Annotated in this window: 15 protein-coding genes and 1 riboswitch; of the genes, 4 read left to right on the forward strand and 11 right to left on the reverse strand. The window is 65.3% G+C overall.

The annotated features are described in order from the left end of the window. Nucleotides 1–1335 (reverse strand): ATP-binding protein (locus tag ACFP9U_RS07740; protein WP_378620325.1); only part of this gene is annotated, 1335 nt, incomplete at its 3' end. A gap of 306 nt (nucleotides 1336–1641) precedes the next feature. Here ACFP9U_RS07740 and ACFP9U_RS07745 point away from each other — a divergent pair. Next, nucleotides 1642–2274 carry a LysE family translocator gene (locus tag ACFP9U_RS07745; protein ID WP_378620327.1) on the forward strand — a complete coding sequence of 211 codons (633 nt, stop codon included), beginning with the start codon at nucleotides 1642–1644 and terminating at the stop codon, nucleotides 2272–2274. A gap of 113 nt (nucleotides 2275–2387) precedes the next feature. Here ACFP9U_RS07745 and bmt read toward each other — a convergent pair whose 3' ends face one another. The 10 genes from bmt to ACFP9U_RS07795 all read right to left on the reverse strand — a co-directional run bounded on the left by bmt (nucleotide 2388) and on the right by ACFP9U_RS07795 (nucleotide 12082). Continuing rightward, nucleotides 2388–3407 (reverse strand): betaine--homocysteine S-methyltransferase, encoded by a 1020-nt coding sequence (gene bmt, locus ACFP9U_RS07750; protein ID WP_378620329.1) that lies wholly within the window; start codon nucleotides 3405–3407, stop codon nucleotides 2388–2390. A gap of 453 nt (nucleotides 3408–3860) precedes the next feature. Then, nucleotides 3861–6662 carry an aminomethyl-transferring glycine dehydrogenase gene (gene gcvP / locus ACFP9U_RS07755; RefSeq protein ID WP_378620331.1) on the reverse strand — a complete coding sequence of 934 codons (2802 nt, stop codon included), beginning with the start codon at nucleotides 6660–6662 and terminating at the stop codon, nucleotides 3861–3863. A gap of 9 nt (nucleotides 6663–6671) precedes the next feature. Further along, on the reverse strand, nucleotides 6672–7040 hold the full coding sequence (gene gcvH / locus ACFP9U_RS07760) for a glycine cleavage system protein GcvH (protein WP_378620333.1): 369 nt from the start codon (nucleotides 7038–7040) through the stop codon (nucleotides 6672–6674). Between the two features lie 6 nt (nucleotides 7041–7046). Then, nucleotides 7047–8150 (reverse strand): glycine cleavage system aminomethyltransferase GcvT, encoded by a 1104-nt coding sequence (gene gcvT / locus ACFP9U_RS07765; RefSeq protein ID WP_378620334.1) that lies wholly within the window; start codon nucleotides 8148–8150, stop codon nucleotides 7047–7049. Between the two features lie 148 nt (nucleotides 8151–8298). Further along, nucleotides 8299–8386: riboswitch (glycine riboswitch) on the reverse strand. Nucleotides 8387–8494: 108 nt separating this feature from the next. Further along, nucleotides 8495–8830 carry a helix-turn-helix domain-containing protein gene (locus ACFP9U_RS07770; RefSeq protein ID WP_378620385.1) on the reverse strand — a complete coding sequence of 112 codons (336 nt, stop codon included), beginning with the start codon at nucleotides 8828–8830 and terminating at the stop codon, nucleotides 8495–8497. Nucleotides 8831–9099: 269 nt separating this feature from the next. Further along, complete coding sequence (gene fghA / locus ACFP9U_RS07775) at nucleotides 9100–9936, reverse strand: S-formylglutathione hydrolase (protein WP_378620335.1); 837 nt, start codon at nucleotides 9934–9936, stop codon at nucleotides 9100–9102. Nucleotides 9937–9946: 10 nt separating this feature from the next. Then, a complete protein-coding gene (locus tag ACFP9U_RS07780) occupies nucleotides 9947–10216 on the reverse strand; it encodes a type II toxin-antitoxin system RelE family toxin (protein ID WP_378620336.1) in 270 nt (89 codons plus the stop codon). After that, nucleotides 10200–10427 (reverse strand): DUF6290 family protein, encoded by a 228-nt coding sequence (locus tag ACFP9U_RS07785; RefSeq protein ID WP_378620339.1) that lies wholly within the window; start codon nucleotides 10425–10427, stop codon nucleotides 10200–10202. Before ACFP9U_RS07785 ends, ACFP9U_RS07780 begins: the two co-directional genes overlap by 17 nt. 55 nt (nucleotides 10428–10482) lie before the next feature. Beyond that, the gene (locus ACFP9U_RS07790) at nucleotides 10483–10941 is read right to left on the reverse strand and encodes a YaiI/YqxD family protein (RefSeq protein WP_378620341.1); all 459 of its coding nucleotides are present in this window, start codon (nucleotides 10939–10941) and stop codon (nucleotides 10483–10485) included. 13 nt (nucleotides 10942–10954) lie between these two features. Next, on the reverse strand, nucleotides 10955–12082 hold the full coding sequence (locus ACFP9U_RS07795) for an S-(hydroxymethyl)glutathione dehydrogenase/class III alcohol dehydrogenase (protein ID WP_378620343.1): 1128 nt from the start codon (nucleotides 12080–12082) through the stop codon (nucleotides 10955–10957). Nucleotides 12083–12260: 178 nt separating this feature from the next. On the opposite strand from ACFP9U_RS07795, the gene ACFP9U_RS07800 reads away from it, so the two are divergent. The 3 genes from ACFP9U_RS07800 (at nucleotide 12261) to dnaE (ending at nucleotide 18373) form a co-directional block, all read left to right on the forward strand. Further along, nucleotides 12261–14270, forward strand: coding sequence for an acetyl-CoA carboxylase biotin carboxylase subunit (locus ACFP9U_RS07800; RefSeq protein WP_378620345.1), 2010 nt, complete (start codon nucleotides 12261–12263; stop codon nucleotides 14268–14270). A 114-nt stretch (nucleotides 14271–14384) separates the two neighbouring features. Continuing rightward, nucleotides 14385–14750: a GIY-YIG nuclease family protein gene (locus ACFP9U_RS07805; protein WP_378620386.1), complete on the forward strand. Its 366-nt coding sequence runs from the start codon at nucleotides 14385–14387 to the stop codon at nucleotides 14748–14750. 95 nt (nucleotides 14751–14845) lie between these two features. Beyond that, nucleotides 14846–18373: a DNA polymerase III subunit alpha gene (dnaE, locus tag ACFP9U_RS07810; protein ID WP_378620347.1), complete on the forward strand. Its 3528-nt coding sequence runs from the start codon at nucleotides 14846–14848 to the stop codon at nucleotides 18371–18373. Nucleotides 18374–18607: the final 234 nt, after the last annotated feature.

Consider the following 18607-nt stretch of genomic DNA (forward strand, 5'->3'; position numbering starts at 1 on the left):
CTTGCGCACCGCGCTCTTGCGGCTCACCTCGCGCTCCTGCCGGCGGCGCAGCCGCTCGTCGGCGCGCGCGATCACCCAGTCGAGAAGCTTCGAGGCTTCGGCCGGGTTATCGGCGAGCCAGTGGTCGAAGGGGTCTCGCACGGCGTTCTCGACGATGCGCATCGCCGCGGCGGTGGCCAGCTTGTCTTTGGTCTGGCCGACGAATTCCGGCTCGCGCACGAACACCGACAGCATGCCGGCGGCCGAGATCATCACGTCCTCTGCCGTGATGATGGCGCCGCGCTTGCTGCCGGTCAGTTCGGCATAGCCGCGCAAACCCTTCACCAGCGCGTTGCGGAAGCCGGCCTCGTGGGTGCCGCCCTCGGGTGTGGGCACGGTGTTGCAGTAGGAGTTGAGGAAGGCGTCGCCGCCATACCAGGTGACGGCCCACTCCACCGCGCCGTGGCCGCCGCGCTTTTCATTGCCACCGGAGAAAACCTCCTTGGTGACCTGGAACTCGCCGTCGAGCGAGGCGGCGAGGAAGTCCTTGAGGCCGCCGGGGAAATGGAAGGTGGCCTTCTCCGGCGTCTCGTCCTTCTCCTTCAGGAGGGACGGCGCGCAATTCCAGCGGATTTCCACACCGCCGAAGAGATAGGCCTTGGAGCGGGCCATGCGGTAGAGGCGGTCGGGCGAGAATGTCGCGCCGGCGCCAAATATCTCGGCATCCGGCTTGAAGCGCACGCGCGTGCCGCGCCGGTTGTGAACCTCGCCGAGATTTTCGATCTTGCCCTGGGCCGCGCCGCGGGCAAAGCGCTGGCGGTAGAGTTGGCGATTGCGCGCGACCTCTACCTCGAGTGTCTCCGACAGCGCGTTGACCACCGACACGCCGACGCCGTGCAGACCGCCGGAGGTCTCGTAAACCTTGGAATCGAATTTGCCGCCGGCGTGCAGCGTGGTCATGATGACTTCGAGTGCGGACTTGTCCTTGAATTTCGGATGCGGATCGATGGGAATTCCGCGCCCGTTGTCGGTGACGGTCAGGAAGCCGTCCGCTTCGAGCTCGACCTCGATGAAGGAGGCGTGACCGGCCACCGCCTCATCCATGGAGTTGTCGATCACCTCGGCGAAGAGATGATGCAGGGCCTTGGCGTCCGTGCCGCCGATATACATGCCCGGGCGCCGGCGCACCGGCTCCAGCCCCTCCAGTACCTCGATATCCGCGGCGCTGTAGCCGCCATCTCCGGCCGGGACGGCCGCAGGATGCGACGGCTTGCGCTCGGCAGCGGCGGGTTCGGGCTGCTTCACGCGTTGTGCACTGGAGGCGAGCCCGGAAAAGAGATCGTTGGTTTCGTCCATATGAATTGTGCTTCCTAAACCCCCGAATCAGCCGTGATTCTGCCATGGAATTCATGGCGAAGCGAAGGCCGTTCCGGTTCCGTTCGGTTCGTTTCCCGACCGCGAGGGCAATCAGACGCGTTGCATGAATGTGGTCCGACGGCGTGCTGTGATAGGCGAAGCCGGCGTACGCTTCAATGCGCAAGTCCCGCGCTTCACCGGATTTCGGGAGATGCAGGGATGCAGGGCGTCTTGGCGGGGCGTTGCAAACCGGCTGCGGCGGTGGTCTAGTTCGCTCTCCGAGCGGAATGTCTCGAGGAGCGCGCCGTGGAACCCGCCGTCCTGTTGATCAGTGTCTTCGCCATCTTCATTCCCGCCCTGATCCTGCCCGGGCCCGATTTCGTCGCCGTGGTGCGCTCGTCGATGAGCAGGGGGACGACGGCCGGGCTTCTGACCACCGCCGGGGTGACGCTGGGGCTGGGCTTCTATGCCGCGCTCAGCCTGCTCGGCCTCTCCGCGATCCTGGCCCAGTACCAGTGGGTCGCCTGGGCGATACGACTGGCGGGCGGGCTCTATCTCATCTATCTCGGCGTGCGCCTGATCCTCTCCACGCCGGAGCAGATCACCGTGGACGAGGGCGATCAGACATCACGGGCCAACGCGTTCTTCTTCGGCTTTGCCGTCACGCTCACCAATCCCAAGGCGATCGTGCTGTTCGCCAGCGTCTTCGCCACCGCCGTCACGGCCGAGACGCCCGCCTGGGTCATGATCGTCATGGTCGGGCTGGTCATGGCGACCGCGCTTGTCTGGTATTCCTTCGTCAGCCTGTGCATGTCCTCCGCACCGGTGATCCGATCGTTCGGCCATGCCCGGCACTGGATCGAACGGGTGGCGGGCGTGTGCTTCGTCGGCATCGGCGGACGCATCCTCGCCGACAGCCGCAATCCGATCTCGACCTGAGGCCGTCAGGGCTCGGGACCGCAGGATGGGATGAACTGCGTTCATCTCCACGGGCATCATTCCGGACAACGGCGCGAGACGACCGGCCTTAACTCGTCTGCTTTCGGGGGAGGTCAGGCGCGCGTGCGGCGGCGCTCCCGGCGTCCCGGGCCGACGCTGCCGGCGCCGCTTTGGGCCGCGGCCTTGTTGCGCATGGGCCCGACGCGCGCCTCGATCCCGGTGATGTCCGGGCGTTCGGCCTTCTCGTGTTCGTCGAGCGCCTTGCGCATCGCCGCCAGATGGGCGAACGAGGTGCCGCAGCAGCCGCCGATGATCCTGGCTCCGCCGTCGACGGCGAGGCGCACATAATCGGCCATAAGTTCGGGCGTGCCGGAATAATGGATTTCCGACCCGTGGAACTCCGGGATGCCGCAATTGCCTTTCACGACGATGGTGGCGTCCGGCCGTGCTTCGGTCATATCGAGGAGCGCGGCCAGGATATCGGGTGCGCCGACGCCGCAATTGGCGCCCACGGCCAGCGGTCTTTCGGCAAGATCGTCGGCGACCCCGTGTATGTCCTTCGGCGCGAGGCCCATCATGGTGCGGCCGGCGGTGTCGAAGGATCCGGTATAGGTGTAGGGGAGCCCTACGCGGATGGCGGCCTCCGCCGCCGCGCGGATCTCGTCGGGGGCCGACATGGTCTCGATCCAGGCGACTTCCGCGCCGCCGGCCTTCAACCCCTCGATCTGCTCGGCAAACGCCTCCACCGCGTCTTCATAGGTAAGCGCGCCGAGGGGCTGCAGGAGTTCGCCCGTGGGGCCGACCGAGCCTGCGACGATGACGCGCCGGCCGGCCTTCGCCGCCACGGCGCAGGCGATCTCGGCGGCTTTCCTGTTGAGCGCGTGAACGCGGTCCTGCGCGTTGTGCAGCTTCAGCCGGTGGCGCGTGCCGCCGAAGGAATTGGTGAGGATGATGTCCGACCCGGCGTCGACGAAACCCTGGTGCAGCGCCTCGATCTTTTCCGGCGCTTCCTCGTTCCAGAGCTCCGGCGCTTCGCCCGACTGCAGACCCATGGCGAAGAGATTGGTGCCCGTTGCGCCGTCGGCGAGCAGTACGCCCTTTTCAGCAATCAGCGCATCGATGGGATTTTGCATGAGCGACCGCCTTTCGGGACGGGATTCAGTCTTCAGAATGTGAAGAATAAAGATATAAAGAAGTCTTTATGTGATGTCAATCACCATCGGCGGCCGGCCCCGGCATTCGGCGGCGACAGTCTCCGCCATTTTCGCCCGCCCGCGAAAGCAGGGCAATCGCATCTGCAGGAATTTTTGCCGCCTCGGCGACAACCGCGCCGTTACCCCGGAAAGCCGAGGCTTATCCGGGGCCTATTGGTCGCAAGATCATGGAGCACGGCCCGGTGCTCGTCCCGGTTGTGTTCAGGAACCGGCGGCGCTTTCTGCGGAGAACGGCCGCGCCTCTTAATGGGTCCCGGCTCGGCGGCTTCGCCGCTTGGCCGGGATGACGGGGGAGAGGACAGTGCCCCTCGCCCCATTGTTCAAACGCGATCGCCCGCCCGCATGCGGTCATTATGGCGGCTACGGTCAGCCTCAGCTCGCCAGTGCCTCCATCGGCGGGCAGGAGCAGACGAGGTTGCGGTCGCCGGCGACATTGTCGACGCGCGAGACCGGCGGCCAGTATTTCGAGCCGGCTTCCATGCTGCCCGTGGGGAAGGCGGCCTCGGCGCGCGAATAAGGGTGCGACCACTCATCGGCCATCAATTCGCTAGCCGTGTGTGGGGCGTTGACGAGCGGATTGTCGTCCTTCGGCCATTCGCCCTTTTCCACGCGCTCGGCTTCGCGGGCGATGGAGATCATGGCGTCGCAGAAGCGGTCGAGCTCGCTCTTCGGCTCCGATTCCGTCGGCTCCATCATCAAGGTGCCGGCCACCGGCCACGACATGGTGGGTGCGTGGAAGCCGTAGTCGATGAGGCGCTTGGCCACGTCCTCCACCGTGATCCCGGCACGGTCTTTCAGGACGCGCGTGTCGAGGATGCATTCATGCGCCACCCGGTCGTTGCGGCCCTTGTAGAGCACGGGATAGTGCGCCTTCAGCCGCTCGGAGACGTAGTTGGCGTTGAGAATGGCCATTTCGGTCGCCCGCTTGAGGCCTTCGGCGCCCATCATGCGGATATACATCCAGGTGATCGGCAGGATCGAGGCGCTGCCGAAGGGCGCACTTGCCACCGCATGGGTCGTGCCCAGCGCCTCGTGGCCCGGCAGGAAGGGCCGCAGATGTGCCTTGACGCCGATCGGGCCAACGCCCGGCCCGCCGCCGCCATGGGGGATGCAGAAAGTCTTGTGCAGGTTCATGTGGCAGACGTCGGCGCCGAGGTCGCCCGGGCGGGCGAGGCCGACGAGGGCATTCAAGTTGGCGCCGTCGAAATAGACCTGCCCGCCATGGTCATGGATCACCGCGCACATGTCGCGCACGCCTTCCTCGAAGACGCCGTGCGTGGAGGGATAGGTGATCATCAGGGCGGCGAGCCGCGCGCCATGCTCGGCGGCCTTGGCCTTCAGGTCCTCCATGTCGATGTCGCCACTTTCGGTGCAGCGCACGACGACGACGCGCATGCCGGCCATGGAAGCGGAGGCAGGGTTCGTGCCGTGGGCGGAGGAGGGGATGAGGCAGACGTCGCGCGCGCCCTCGCCGCGCTCGCGATGGTAGCGGCGGATGGCCAGAAGCCCGGCATATTCGCCCTGGCTACCGGCGTTGGGCTGAAGCGAGACGCCGTCGAAGCCGGTGATCTCGGCGAGCCAGCCTTCCAGTTCCCCGATCATGCGGCGATAGCCTGCCGTATGGCCTTCCGGGGCGAAGGGGTGCAGGCCGGCGACCTCGGGCCAACTCACCGGCATCATCTCCGCGGCGGCATTCAGCTTCATCGTGCAGGAGCCAAGCGGGATCATCGCCCGGTCGAGGGCTAGGTCCTTGTCGCCGAGGCGGCGCAGGAAGCGCATCATCTGTGTCTCCGAGCGATGCTCCTGAAAGACGGGCTGCGTGAGAAAAGCCTTGCCGCGCACCGGTGCCGGCGTGATCGGCTCGGCCGCACCGGGGACGGACACGCCGAACAGTGCGGCGATCGCCTGCAGGTCGGCCTCGGTGGAGGCCTCGTCGAAGGCGACACTGACGCGGTCGGCGTCGATGACGCGCAGCAGGCGGCCCGTTTGCTCGGCCTCGGCGGCGATTTTCTCCGCCCGACCGGGAACCGTGGCCGTGACGGTATCGAAAATCCTTTCGCCGGCAAGTTTCAGGCCTTCTTTCTGAAGAGCGGTGTGAAGGCGCGCAGCCAGTCCGTGGACATGAGCGGCAACCGCCTTCAGCCCTTCCGGGCCGTGCCAGATGGCGTAGGCGGCGGCCATGTTGGCGAGCAGCGCCTGGGCGGTGCAGATGTTCGAGGTCGCCTTGTCGCGACGGATGTGCTGCTCGCGTGTCTGGAGCGCCAGCCGGTAGCCGGGACGGCCGTGGGCGTCGGTCGACTGGCCGACGAGCCGGCCGGGCATGAGCCGCGTTAGCCGGTCGGAGACGGCGCAATAGGCCGCGTGTGGCCCACCGAAGCCCATCGGCACGCCGAAGCGCTGCATCGAGCCGACGGCGATCTCCGCCCCGAGGGCGGCGGGCGTCCGGCTCATCACCAGGCCCAGCGGGTCGGCGACGAAGACGACGATGGCGTCCTTCGCCTTGGCCTCACGGATAATGTCGGAATGATCCCCGTAGACGCCGTGGGTGTCGGCCCAGGGCACGATGACGGCGAAGGTGTCGTCGTCCACCCCATCCGTCGCGCTCTCCAGTTCCAGCGGCTCGGCGCGGGTTTCCACCACGTTGCGGGTCTGCGGGTGGAGCGCACCGGCGATCACCAGCCGGTTGCGCTTGCCGCGGTGGTGGCGCCAGGCGATCCCCACCGCCTCCGCCGTGGCCGAGCCCTCGTCCAGCAGGGAGGCGGAGGCGACGGGCAGGCCCGTCAGCTCGGTGACCAGCGTCTGAAAGTGGAACAGCATCTCCAGCCGCCCCTGGCTGATCTCCGACTGGTAGGGGGTATAGGCCGTGTACCAGGCCGGATTCTCGAAGAGGTTGCGCTGGATCACCGGCGGCACGTGACAGCCGTGATAGCCGGCGCCGATGAAGCTCTTCAGTACCCGGTTCTCACGCATGCAGGCCTGCAACTCGGCGAGCGCCTCAGCCTCGCTTGCCGGCGCCGGCAAGTCCAGCGGCCGCTCGAGGCGGATCGAGTTGGGCACGGCCTGGCTGACCAGCGTCTTCAACGACGGTACGCCGAGGGCGGCCAGCATGGCCTTCGTTTCCTCGCCGCGCGGGCCGATATGGCGTGCGTAGAAGGGTTGTATCATATCCGACATATAGTGTTCCTAAGCGATGCTTGCTTTATAGGCGTCCTCGTCCATCAGGCCTTCGAGCTGGCCCTGGTCGGAAAGACGCATCTTCCACAGCCAACCGTCGCCCGTGGGTGCGGTGTTGACGAGGGACGGATCGCTGGTCAGCGCCTCGTTGACGTCCGTCACCTCACCATCGGCCGGGGAATAGACGTCGGAAGCCGCCTTCACCGATTCAACCACGACCGCGGTGTCGCCCTTGGAAAGCGCGCGGCCGTTTTCGGGCAGGTCGACGAAGACGAGGTCACCGAGCTGCTCCTGCGCATAGTCGGTGATGCCGACCGTCGCCGTATCGCCCTCGACGCGGATCCACTCGTGATCTTCCGTGAAATAGGTCTTGCTCATGCCTGATTATCCTTTGCGATAGCGATGGGGCGTGAAGGGCAGGGGGTGGATCTCGATCGGTACGCGGTTCCCGCGCACCTCCGCGAAAAGGTGCGTGCCGATCTCGGCAAGGGATTTCTCCACATAGCCCATGGCGACGGGATGGCCGGCGGAGGGGCCGAAGCCGCCGGAGGTGACGCGGCCGACCGCTGCGCCTGTCTCATCGATCAGCGGTGCACTGGCGCGGACGGGCTGGCGTCCCTCGGGCTTGAGGCCCACGCGCTTTTCCTTCGCGCCGTCGGCCAGGAGGCGGCGCAGGGCGTCCGCGCCAACGAAACTGCCGTTCTCCCGCAGGCCCTTGGGGATTGCCCAAAGAAGCGCAGCGCTCGCCGGGTCGGCCGTTTCGTCGATGTCCTGGCCGTGCAGGCAAAGGCCGGCCTCCAGCCGCAGGCTGTCGCGCGCGGCAAGCCCGATCCACTGGGCGCGCTCGTCCGCCAGGATCTTTTCCACAAATGCGGGCGCTTCCTCGGGCGGCAGCGCGATCTCGAAGCCATCCTCGCCGGTGTAGCCGGAGCGGGTGGCGAACCAGTTCCCAAGCGGCTCGGCGGCGGTCATGAAGGTCAGGTCGCTCAGGTCCAGCCCGGCGCCGATGAGGACGGCCTCCGCCGCCGGGCCCTGCAAGGCCAGGAAAACACGCTGCAGCGGCTCGACCCGAACGCTGAAATCCTTGGCGATGGCGCGCAGATGCGCCTCGTCCTTGGCGGCGTTGCCCGCATTGGCGACCACCATGAAGCGCTCTGGCGCCAGGCGGGTGACGATGAGGTCGTCGATGATGCCGGCGCGCTCGTTAAGCAGCAGCGTGTATTTCGACTTTCCCTCGCCGAGCGCCGCGGCGTCCATGGGGCAGGCGCGGAAGAGAAAGGCGGCTGCGTCACCGCCTTCCACCGCGAAAAGCTGCATGTGGGAGATATCGAAAAGCCCGGCCTTCTCGCGGGTGTGAAGATGCTCCTTCATCACGCCGGCAGGGTAAGTGAGCGGCATGTGCCAGCCGGCGAAGGCGCCGAAACGCGCGCCTGCCTCCGCATGCAGGTTTTCGAGCGGAAGATGCTTCAAGGTGTCGCCTTCACTCATGCTGCCTCCAAAGATGCACAACACGCCGCGCATGCGGCATGGTCGTGCCCCTCTGTCGGAAGCCTGAGAGACTCGCACCGCCGGAACTCTGTCGACGACGCTTACACCTTCGGCGCGGGGCATTTTGCCCCGACTTTCCAGAGTGTCTGACCTGTCTACGGTACGTTTGCCTGAGAGATTTTGGGCGTTTTCCCCTTCGGCGGCAGCATTCCGCTGCTCTCTCCCACAGACAGGCAGGGCCTTTCGGGCCCTCGACGTTTTCGTACCTAACGCAGTTGCGGCGTCTTGTCACGCCCAGTCTGGCGACAGGGAAAACCCGTCCCCATACTTATCGCCGCACCGGCCTACTGGCTGTTGGACGCGCGCAGGAGATCCTGCTCGATCTGAGCGATGATGCGCCCGGATTCCTCGTGGAGGCGCCGCAGGCGCTTCAGATTCGCAGAGACCGCCTGAACCAGCTCGGAGCGGCTTTCGTCCGCCGGCGAGGCGCCGATGCCGTGGAGCAGCCAGGAAAGGCTGACATTCAAGACGCCGGCGAGCATCGTCAGCCTGTTGGCGCGCGGCTGCGAGCGGTCGCTCTCCCAGGCCTGGATGGTGGACGTCTTGACGCCGAGGCGCCGGGCGAGTTCGGCCGTGGTCAGGCCGGTGGCGTCGCGGGCACGCGAAAGGCGGCCGCCCATCGTGTCGCGATCAGGGATGTCGGAATAGATATCCGCGGTGTCAGGCACCGATTCGTTCCTCCATTTTTAGCTTATTGCTTTGCCGCGCTTTGAGCGGGCGAGGACACCCGAAGCATGAAGCACATGGCGCGCGATAACAAGCGGGTCGGCCGTTTTCGTTGGAGAGCTTCCGAAAAGGGCTTTTATTTCAGATCATTGGCGCCGGCAGAAATGAAAGCGGCGGCCGGGATCCTGCCGGGCCCCGGCTCACCTCATGATTTTCCGGGTCTCTACACGCCAAGCCGCGCCGCGTGCCAGGCGAGGTGGTCCTCCATGAAGCTGGACATGAAGAAATAGGAGTGGTCGTAGCCCTCCCGCATGTTCAGCGTGAGCGGGATGTCCGCCTTGCGGCAGGCTTCCTCGAAAAGCCACGGCCGCAGCCCTTCGTCAAGGAAACCGTCCGCGGTGCCCTGGTCGATCAAGAACTCGTCAAAGCGGTGGCCGTCCTCGACGAGCGCGCAGGCGTCATACTGGCGCCAGCGGGTTTTATCGGTGCCCAGATATTTTTCGAACGCCCCCTTCGACCAGCCCGCCGTCGACGGCTCGACGATCGGCGCGAAGGCGGAGCAGCTTTTGAACCGGCCGGGGTTCTTCAGCGCCATGGTAAGCGCCCCGTGGCCGCCCATGGAATGGCCGAAGATGGACTGGCGGCTGAGATCGGCGGGGAACTCCTTTCCGATCAGCGCCGGCAGTTCCTCCATGAGATAGGAATACATGCGGTAGTTCTGATCATAGGGTGCTTCGGTCGCGTCGAGATAGAAGCCGGCACCGGCGCCGAACTGCCAATTGTCTGCCTCGTCGGGCACATGCTCGCCACGCGGGCTGGTGTCCGGGCAAACGACGATGAGGCCAAGCTCGGCCGCCTTGCGGCGATACTCGGCCTTTTCCATTGCATTGGCGTGCGTGCAGGTGAGGCCCGAGAGATACCAGAGCACGGGGCAGGGGCCGTCCTTTGCCTGCGGCGGCACGAAGACGGCGAAGGTCATGTCGCAGCGGCACGTCTCGGACGTGTGCGAATAGACGCCCTGTATGCCGCCGTGGGACTTCGCGGTGGAGATGGTTTTCATTGAATTCCTTTCACCGGTAAATTTCGCGCCGATGCCCTATTTCGAGCACCAGAACGACGAGCTTGTGATCTTGTATGTCGCAGATGATCCGGTAGTCGCCGACGCGATAGCGCCAGAAGTTACCGAGTCTCGAACCGCTTAGCGCCGCACCGAGTTGGCGGGGGTCGTCGAGAGAGGCTATCCTTTCGCTCAGAAAGTGGCGAATCCGGCTGCGCGTTTGGGAATCCAGCTTTCGGATGCTCTTGCGAACCGACGTGTTGTATTCAATCGTCCAGTTCACGCCAGAATTCCTCGGCGCTCACCACTTTGGATTCGCCACGCTGGATGCGTTCTAGCGCTTTCTCCGCAAGATAAATGTCTTCCAACTCCTCAAGCCGCTCCTCGATGGCCTCGCGGATATAATAGGAGGCGGTGCGGCCCGTCCGCTTGGCCAGGGCCTGCAGGCGGGCATATGTCTCGTCGGAAAGGCGGATCGCCGTTTGCTTGCTCATCCTCGGACTCCGGATTGGGATGCGTGTATCCCATATAGCATCTTTAGGGCCGAATTCACGCATCCCTTTCGCGCAAAGCGCGCCGTACGACGATGTCCAGCGCTTGCAGAAAGGCGGAGCGGTCTTTTGGCGTGAAGCCGGCATTGTAGCCCTTGATCTCGCCCGCCTCGCGCAAGTCCTGCTTCAGGTTGCGCATGGCGACGTCCATGCCGATGCTCTGCCGCGTGAAGGTGCGGCCGGTGGGGCCGAGCACAGCCAGGCCTTTTTCCACCAGCCGTGCGGCGAGCGGCACGTCCGCCGTGATGCCGATGTCGCCGGGGGCGGCGTTTTCGGCGATCCAGTCGTCCGCGGCATCCGCCGTCCCCGGCACGACCACATGGCGCACCATGGGATCGCGCGAGGGACGCAAGCCCCCGTTGGAGACGAAGACGACGGGAACGCTGTGGCGCTCGGCCACGCGCGTCACCTCCGCTTTCACCGGGCAGGCATCGGCATCGACATAGATCGTGGGCAAGGTGCCGCCTTGGTTAGTAGATCACCACGCTGCGGATCGACTCGCCCTGATGCATCAGGTCGAAGCCCTTGTTGATCTCGTCGAGCGCAAGCGTGTGGGTGATCATCGGGTCGATCTCGATCTTGCCTTCCATGTACCAGTCGACGATCTTCGGCACGTCGGTACGCCCACGCGCGCCACCAAAGGCGGTACCTTTCCAGACACGGCCGGTGACGAGCTGGAAGGGACGGGTGGAGATCTCCTGGCCGGCACCGGCGACGCCGATGATGATGGACTCGCCCCAGCCGCGATGGGCCGATTCCAGCGCCTGGCGCATGACGGTGACGTTGCCCGTGCAGTCGAAGGTGTAGTCCGCGCCGCCGATCTGGTCCGCGCCACGCTTGGTCATGTTCACGAGATAAGGCACGAGGTCGCCCTCGACCTCCTTCGGATTGACGAAATGGGTCATGCCGAAGCGCTCGCCCCATTCCTTCTTGTCGTTGTTGAGGTCGACGCCGATGATCATGTCGGCACCGGCAAGGCGCAGGCCCTGGATGACGTTGAGGCCGATGCCGCCGAGGCCGAAAACGATGGCCGTGGCGCCGATCTCGACCTTCGCCGTGTTGACGACGGCGCCGATGCCGGTGGTCACGCCGCAGCCGATGTAGCAGATCTTGTCGAAGGGTGCGTCCGGGTGCACCTTCGCTACCGCGATTTCAGGAAGCACGGTGAAGTTGGAGAAGGTCGAGCAGCCCATATAGTGGTGCAGCTTCTCGCCATCGAGCGAAAAGCGCGACGTGCCGTCCGGCATCAGGCCCTGTCCCTGGGTCGAGCGGATGGCGGTGCACAGATTGGTCTTCTGCGACAGGCAGGAGGGGCATTGGCGGCATTCGGGCGTATAGAGCGGGATAACGTGGTCGCCCTTCTTCAGGCCGGTCACGCCCGGGCCGACATCGACGACAACGCCAGCGCCCTCGTGGCCGAGAATGGCCGGGAAAAGCCCTTCCGGATCGGCGCCGGACCGCGTGAACTCGTCCGTGTGGCAAATTCCCGTGGCCTTCACTTCGACCAGGACCTCACCTTCGCGCGGGCCTTCCAGATCCACATCCATGATTTCGAGCGGCTTGCCGGCGGCAAGGGCGACGGCGGCGCGTGTTTTCATCAGGCATCCCTCCTGCTGGGGTATCGTTTCGTGGTTTCCGGTGCCCGGCAGTGATGTTTCAGGAATTGGCCCGCTTCGCAAGTCCTTCGGCGCGGCGAATCGCGCCCACGCTTCAGACCATGCTTGAGCCGGGCTCGCCAAGCCCTTAGAAAGAGCCGATTGCTGGGGAAACGGCCGCATGTTCAAGAAGATACTGATCGCCAACCGGGGGGAGATCGCCTGCCGCGTCATTCGGACGGCCCGCAGAATGGGGATCGCCACCGTCGCCGTTTATTCGGAAGCGGACGTGGATGCCGTCCATGCGGAGATGGCGGATGAGGCGGTCGCGATCGGCCCGGCGCAGGCGTCCCAGAGCTATCTTTCCATCGACCGTGTCATCGCCGCGTGCAAGGAGAGCGGAGCCGAGGCGGTCCATCCCGGCTACGGGTTCCTGTCTGAGAACGCCGTATTCTGTGAAAGGCTGGAGGACGAGGGCATCGTCTTCATCGGCCCGAAGGCTGCGGCGATCCGGGCCATGGGCGACAAGATCACCTCCAAGAAGATGGCGCAGGAAGCGGGTGTTTCCACCGTGCCCGGCTTCATGGGGCTCGTCGAGGACGCCGATGATGCGGCTCGAATCGCCGCCGAGATCGGCTATCCCGTGATGCTCAAGGCGTCCGCCGGCGGCGGCGGCAAGGGCATGCGGATCGCCTGGAACGACGATGAGGCGCGGGAGGGCTTCGCGCGGGCCAAATCGGAAGCCGCCGCCTCCTTCGGCGACGACCGCATCTTCATCGAAAAGTTCATCGAGGAGCCGCGTCATATCGAGATCCAGGTGCTGGCGGACGGCCATGGACACACGATCCATCTGGGCGAGCGCGAATGCTCGATCCAGCGGCGCAACCAGAAGATCGTGGAAGAGGCGCCGTCGCCCTTTCTGGACGAAGAGACGCGCCGGGCCATGGGCGCGCAGGCGGTGGCGCTGGCCGAGGCGGTCGGCTACCAGAGCGCGGGCACGGTGGAGTTCATCGTCGACAAGGAGCGCAATTTCTATTTCCTCGAAATGAACACGCGTCTGCAGGTGGAGCATCCTGTGACCGAACTCGTCACCGGCATCGATCTCGTGGAGCAGATGATCCGGATCGCCGCCGGGGAGACGCTCAAAACAGCGCAGAAGGACGTGAAGCTTGACGGCTGGGCCGTCGAAAGCCGCATCTACGCGGAAGACCCGCTGCGCAATTTCCTGCCCTCGATCGGCCGGCTGACGCGCTATCGCCCGCCCGGGGAGGGGCGGCAAGGCGACGTCGTGCTGCGCAACGACACGGGCGTGGCCGAGGGATTGGAAATTTCCATGCACTACGATCCGATGATCGCCAAGCTGTGCGCTTGGGCCCCCGAGCGTCTTTCGGCCATCGACGCCATGTCGGCTGCGCTCGACCGCTTCGTGGTCGACGGGATCGCCCACAACATCCCGTTCCTGTCCACCCTCATGCGCCATCCGCGCTGGCGGGAGGGGCGGCTGTCGACCGGTTTCATTGCCGAGGAATTTCCGGACGGCTTCTCCGCGCCGAAGCCGGACGAGGAGGCGCAGGCGATCTTTTGCGCGGTGGCGCTGGCCATCGAGCTTTTGCGCCGCGACCGCCTGGACCGGCTGCCGGGGCGGCTCGCACCCCATTCGGGCGAGATCCGGCGGGACTGGGTGGTGAAGCTCGACGAGGCGTATAAGCCGATCTCGGTTGTGGAGGGGACGATCTCCATTCCCTTGAAACTCGATCTTTCCATTGGCGGCAAAACGGTCGACCTCTTCTCGTCCTGGCGGCCGGGCGAGCCGGTCTGGGAGGGCAGGGTCGGCGGCCGGGACCTGGCGTTGCAGGTCCGTCCCATTCTCAACGGAGTGAGGCTTTCCCGGCAGGGGATGGCCTGCACAGCACGCGTGATGCTGCCGCGCGTGGCCGAACTCGATCGCCTGATGCCGGTGCGCGAGCCGCCGGACACGACGAAGATGCTTCTGTGCCCCATGCCCGGCCTCGTCGTCTCGATCACCGTCAGGGAAGGCCAGGAGGTGAAGGCAGGGGAAGTGCTCGCGGTCGTGGAGGCCATGAAGATGGAAAATGTGCTGCGCGCCGAGTGGGATTGCACGATCGCCGCCATCAAGGCCGCGCCCGGCGACAGCCTGGCCGTGGACGCGGTGATCATGGAGTTTGCGTGAGGTTTTTTCCGGCGGCGTGATGCAGGTGGCGGTGTTCCGGAATGGATCCCGGACGGCCCTCCGGGCTTCCGGGATGACGGCGTGGCTGTGCTTTGAGCAGGTATGGACCAGTCGATGGGTGGGTATGTGTACATTCTGGCTTCGAAAAGGGGTGGAACACTGTACACCGGCGTCTCCGCGGATTTGGCGAGGCGCGTTTGGGAGCATAAGCAGCACCTTTCGAAGGGATTCACATCCCGCTATGGTGCAGTCCGGTTGGTCTGGTCTCAGGAATTCTTCGATATCGGCGACGCCATTCTTTACGAGAAGAAGATCAAGCGATGGCGGCGAGCGTGGAAGATCCGGCTGATCGAGGAGATGAATCCCGATTGGCGAGAGCTCTATGGCGGAATGGGTTGGCAGCACGCGGGCCGTCATCCCGGAAGCTGGAGCGAAGCGGAGGCTGTCCGGGATCCATTCCGTGACGTCCCGGCCATATAGACGTCTGTGATCAACTGCATCGCTGACTCGACCTGTGAAGCATGATCCGAAACAATGGCCGGCAGGCGCAACCGAGTCTCAAGAGCTGAACCGACATGGCAAGCGACAGGCGATCGCGTGATCCCCTCCTGGCGGAAGCCGCCCGTGCAGCGGCGCGGCCGGAGCGGCCGGAACGGCCGTTTATCCATCTTCGGGTCCATTCGGCTTATTCGCTGCTCGAGGGCGCGCTGCCGATCGGCAAGATCATCGGCCACGCCGTCAAGGACGAGACGCCCGCCATCGCCGTCACCGACACCAACAACCTCTTCGGCGCGCTGGAATTTGCGCAGAAGGCGGTGAAGGAGGGGGTGCAGCCGATTATCGGCTGCCAACTCGACATCGCTTTCGAGGATGCATTTTCCGAAGCGCGGCGGAGCCACAGCCGCAAGGGCGGAAGTCCGTTCGATCCGCTGGTCCTGATCGCCGCGACGGAGGAGGGCTACGCCAATCTCGTGAAGCTGGTCAGCCGTGCCTATCTGGAGAACGAAGCCGGGGCGGACCCGCATATCGCGGCAGGGTGGCTGGAAGATCATGCCGAGGGAATCGTTTGTCTCAGCGGCGGCCCGCGCGGGCCGGTGGGCGCAGCACTGAAGGCGGACCGGGCGGAAGTCGCCGAGGCGCGACTTTTGTTTCTCAAGAAGGCGTTCGGTGATCGGCTCTACGTGGAGCTCGAGCGGCTGCGCGATTATGACCGGGCGGTCGAGGCGGCGACGGTCGACCTGGCGTACCGTCACGATTTGCCGCTCGTGGCCACCAATGAAGGCTTCTTTCCCACCCGCGAGGATTTCGAGGCGCATGATGCGTTGATCGCGATTGCCGAGGGCGCGGTCATCGCCATGGACGACCGGCGCCAGCTCACGCCCGACAATTACCTGAAGAGCCAGGCCGAGATGGGGGTGCTGTTCGCCGACCTGCCGGAGGCGATCGACAACACGGTCGAGATCGCGCTGCGCTGCTCCTATTATCCGAAGACCTGCAAGCCGATCCTGCCGCGCTTCACCGGTGGGGAGACGGAGGATCCCGAGGCGGTGCTCGAGGCCGAGGCCGACGAGTTGCGCCGGCAGGCACGCGAGGGGCTGGAAAGGCGGCTGGAGGCGCAAGGGCTAGCGGAAGGCTATACGCGCGAGAACTACTTGGAGCGGCTGGAGCACGAACTCGGCATCATCGTGCGCATGAAGTTTCCCGGCTACTTTCTGATCGTTGCGGACTTCATCAAGTGGGCGAAGGCGCGGGATATCCCCGTGGGGCCGGGGCGCGGCTCGGGCGCGGGCTCGCTGGTCGCCTATGCGCTGACCATCACGGATGTCGATCCGCTGCGCTTTTCCCTGCTTTTCGAGCGCTTCCTCAACCCCGACCGCGTGTCGATGCCGGATTTCGACATCGACTTCTGCCAGGATCGCCGCGACGAGGTGATCCGCTATGTGCAGGAGAAGTACGGCCACGACCAGGTGGCCCAGATCATCACCTTCGGGACCCTGCAGGCGCGGGCCGTGCTGCGCGACGTCGGCCGCGTGCTGCAGATGCCCTACGGGCAGGTCGACCGGCTCACCAAGATGGTGCCGTCGAACCCGGCCAATCCCACGCCGCTCCACAAGGCGATCGAGGACGAGCCGCGCTTTGCCGAGGAGGTGGAGAAGGAGCCGATCGTCGGAACGCTTCTGGAAATCGCCCAGAAGCTTGAAGGCCTCTACCGCCACGCCTCGACGCATGCCGCGGGTATCGTCATCGGTGACCGGCCGCTCTCGGAGTTGGTGCCGATGTATCGCGATCCGCGCTCCGACATGCCGGTGACCCAATACAATATGAAATGGGTCGAGCAGGCGGGGCTGGTGAAGTTCGACTTTCTGGGTCTGAAGACCCTCACCGTGCTCGAGAAGGCGGTCAAGCTCATCCGCCGCCGCGGTATCGAGATCGATCTGTCGAAAATACCGCTCGACGACCCGGAGACCTACGCGATGCTGTCGCGCGGCGAGACGGTCGGCATCTTCCAGGTGGAAAGCGCCGGCATGCGCAAGGCGCTGATCGGCATGAAGCCCGACCGCATTGAGGACATCATCGCCCTGGTGGCGCTCTACCGCCCGGGCCCGATGGAGAACATCCCCACCTACAACGCCCGCAAGCACGGCGAGGAGGAGATCGCCTCCATCCACCCGAAGATCGACCACCTGGTGAAGGAGACGCAGGGCGTTATCGTCTACCAGGAGCAGGTGATGCAGATCGCGCAGGAGCTTTCCGGCTATTCGCTCGGCGAAGCGGATCTTCTGCGCCGCGCCATGGGCAAGAAGATCCGCGCCGAGATGGACAAGCAGCGCGTGCGCTTCGTCGAGGGCGCGGTCGAGCGCGGGCTCGACAAGGCGCAGGCGGACTTCATCTTCGATCTTCTGGCCAAGTTCGCCGACTACGGATTCAACAAGTCGCATGCGGCCGCCTATGCGCTCGTCTCCTACCAGACGGCCTATCTGAAGGCGCACTATCCCGTGGAGTTCCTGGCCGCGTCCATGACCTACGACATGGCCAACACGGACAAGCTCAACGATTTCCGCCGCGATGCCATGCGGCTCGGCATCGAGGTCGTCTCGCCCTCGGTCCAGGCGGGCTATCGCGACTTCGAGGTGGGCGAAAACCGCATCTTTTATTCGCTCGCCGCCATCAAGGGCGTGGGCGACGCTGCGGTGGAGCACATCGTCCAAAAACGGCGGGAGAAGCCGTTCGAGACCCTGGAGGATTTCTGCGCGCGCGTCGACCCGAAGATCGTCGGCAAGCGGGTCCTCGAAAGCCTGATCCAGGCCGGCGCGTTCGACTGTTTCGGGCACGACAGGGCGGCGCTCTTCGCCGGCGTCGACCGGCTGATGGGCATGGCCGCGCGGGCGGCGGAGGACGCGGCGATGGGGCAGGGCGATATCTTCGGCGCCGCGCAGCTCGAGCCGCAGCGCCTGCAGCTTCCCGCCGCCGACCCGTGGCTGCCGTCGGACAAGCTGCACCGGGAATTCCAGGTGGTCGGCTGCTATCTCTCGGCCCATCCGCTCGACGATTATCTGCCGACGCTGGAGAAGATGCGCGTGCAGAGCTGGGCGGAGTTCCAGGCCGCCGTCAAGCGTGGCGCGACGGCGGGCCGGCTCGCCGGCACGGTGACGGCCAAGCAGGAGCGCAAGACGCGTACCGGCAACAAGATGGGCATCGTCCAGTTCTCCGATGCGACCGGCCAGTACGAGGCGGTGCTTTTCTCGGAGACGCTGCACCAGTATCGCGACCTTCTGGAGCCCGGCCGCTCGGTGGTCATCATGGTCTCGGCGGAGGACAGGCCGGAGGGCGTGAACCTGCGCATCCAGACGGTGCAGTCGCTCGAAGAGGAGGCGAGCCGCATGCAGAAGGCGCTGCGCGTCTATCTGCGCGATTCTGCGCCCGTCGGCGCCATTTCCGCGCAGCTTCAGGGCCGCGGAGAGGGGCAGGTAAGCTTCATCGTGATCAAGGAGGGCGGCCAGGGCGAGATCGAGGTCGGCCTGCCCGACCGCTACCGCATCTCGCCGCAGATCGCCGCCGCCATGCGCTCGGTGCCGGGCGTGGTGGACGTGGAACTGGTGTAGGTGGAGCTTGCATCAAATAGCCGCGCTCCTTCACACCCCAAATCGCAATGGTCGGCGCTCGCCGTCATCCCGGAAGCTGCAGCGATAGCGCAGGCTGTCCGGGATCCATTCCGCACGGTTCGGGCCGGACCGAAGCATCACAGGATTCCGGCTTCGCTCCGTTCGACCGGGATTGTGCCGGCATGGCGGAACGGCTGCGCCGTCGACTAATCCGGGAACGAAAGGCGGGAAGGG

The organism is Nitratireductor sp. GCM10026969 (assembly GCF_042660605.1).
In the GTDB taxonomy this organism is placed as follows: Bacteria; Pseudomonadota; Alphaproteobacteria; order Rhizobiales; family Rhizobiaceae; genus Chelativorans.

What these genes read in the sequence shown, in the direction of transcription:
- bmt (WP_378620329.1), bottom strand. Translation starts at nt 3,407, where the DNA reads ATGCAAAATCCCATCGATGCGCTGATTGCTGAAAAGGGCGTACTGCTC.
- gcvP (WP_378620331.1), bottom strand. Translation starts at nt 6,662, where the DNA reads ATGTCGGATATGATACAACCCTTCTACGCACGCCATATCGGCCCGCGC.
- gcvH (WP_378620333.1), bottom strand. Translation starts at nt 7,040, where the DNA reads ATGAGCAAGACCTATTTCACGGAAGATCACGAGTGGATCCGCGTCGAG.
- gcvT (WP_378620334.1), bottom strand. Translation starts at nt 8,150, where the DNA reads ATGAGTGAAGGCGACACCTTGAAGCATCTTCCGCTCGAAAACCTGCAT.
- ACFP9U_RS07770 (WP_378620385.1), bottom strand. Translation starts at nt 8,830, where the DNA reads ATGGGCGGCCGCCTTTCGCGTGCCCGCGACGCCACCGGCCTGACCACG.
- fghA (WP_378620335.1), bottom strand. Translation starts at nt 9,936, where the DNA reads ATGAAAACCATCTCCACCGCGAAGTCCCACGGCGGCATACAGGGCGTC.
- ACFP9U_RS07785 (WP_378620339.1), bottom strand. Translation starts at nt 10,427, where the DNA reads ATGAGCAAGCAAACGGCGATCCGCCTTTCCGACGAGACATATGCCCGC.
- ACFP9U_RS07795 (WP_378620343.1), bottom strand. Translation starts at nt 12,082, where the DNA reads ATGAAAACACGCGCCGCCGTCGCCCTTGCCGCCGGCAAGCCGCTCGAA.
- ACFP9U_RS07800 (WP_378620345.1), top strand. Translation starts at nt 12,261, where the DNA reads ATGTTCAAGAAGATACTGATCGCCAACCGGGGGGAGATCGCCTGCCGC.
- ACFP9U_RS07805 (WP_378620386.1), top strand. Translation starts at nt 14,385, where the DNA reads ATGGGTGGGTATGTGTACATTCTGGCTTCGAAAAGGGGTGGAACACTG.
- dnaE (WP_378620347.1), top strand. Translation starts at nt 14,846, where the DNA reads ATGGCAAGCGACAGGCGATCGCGTGATCCCCTCCTGGCGGAAGCCGCC.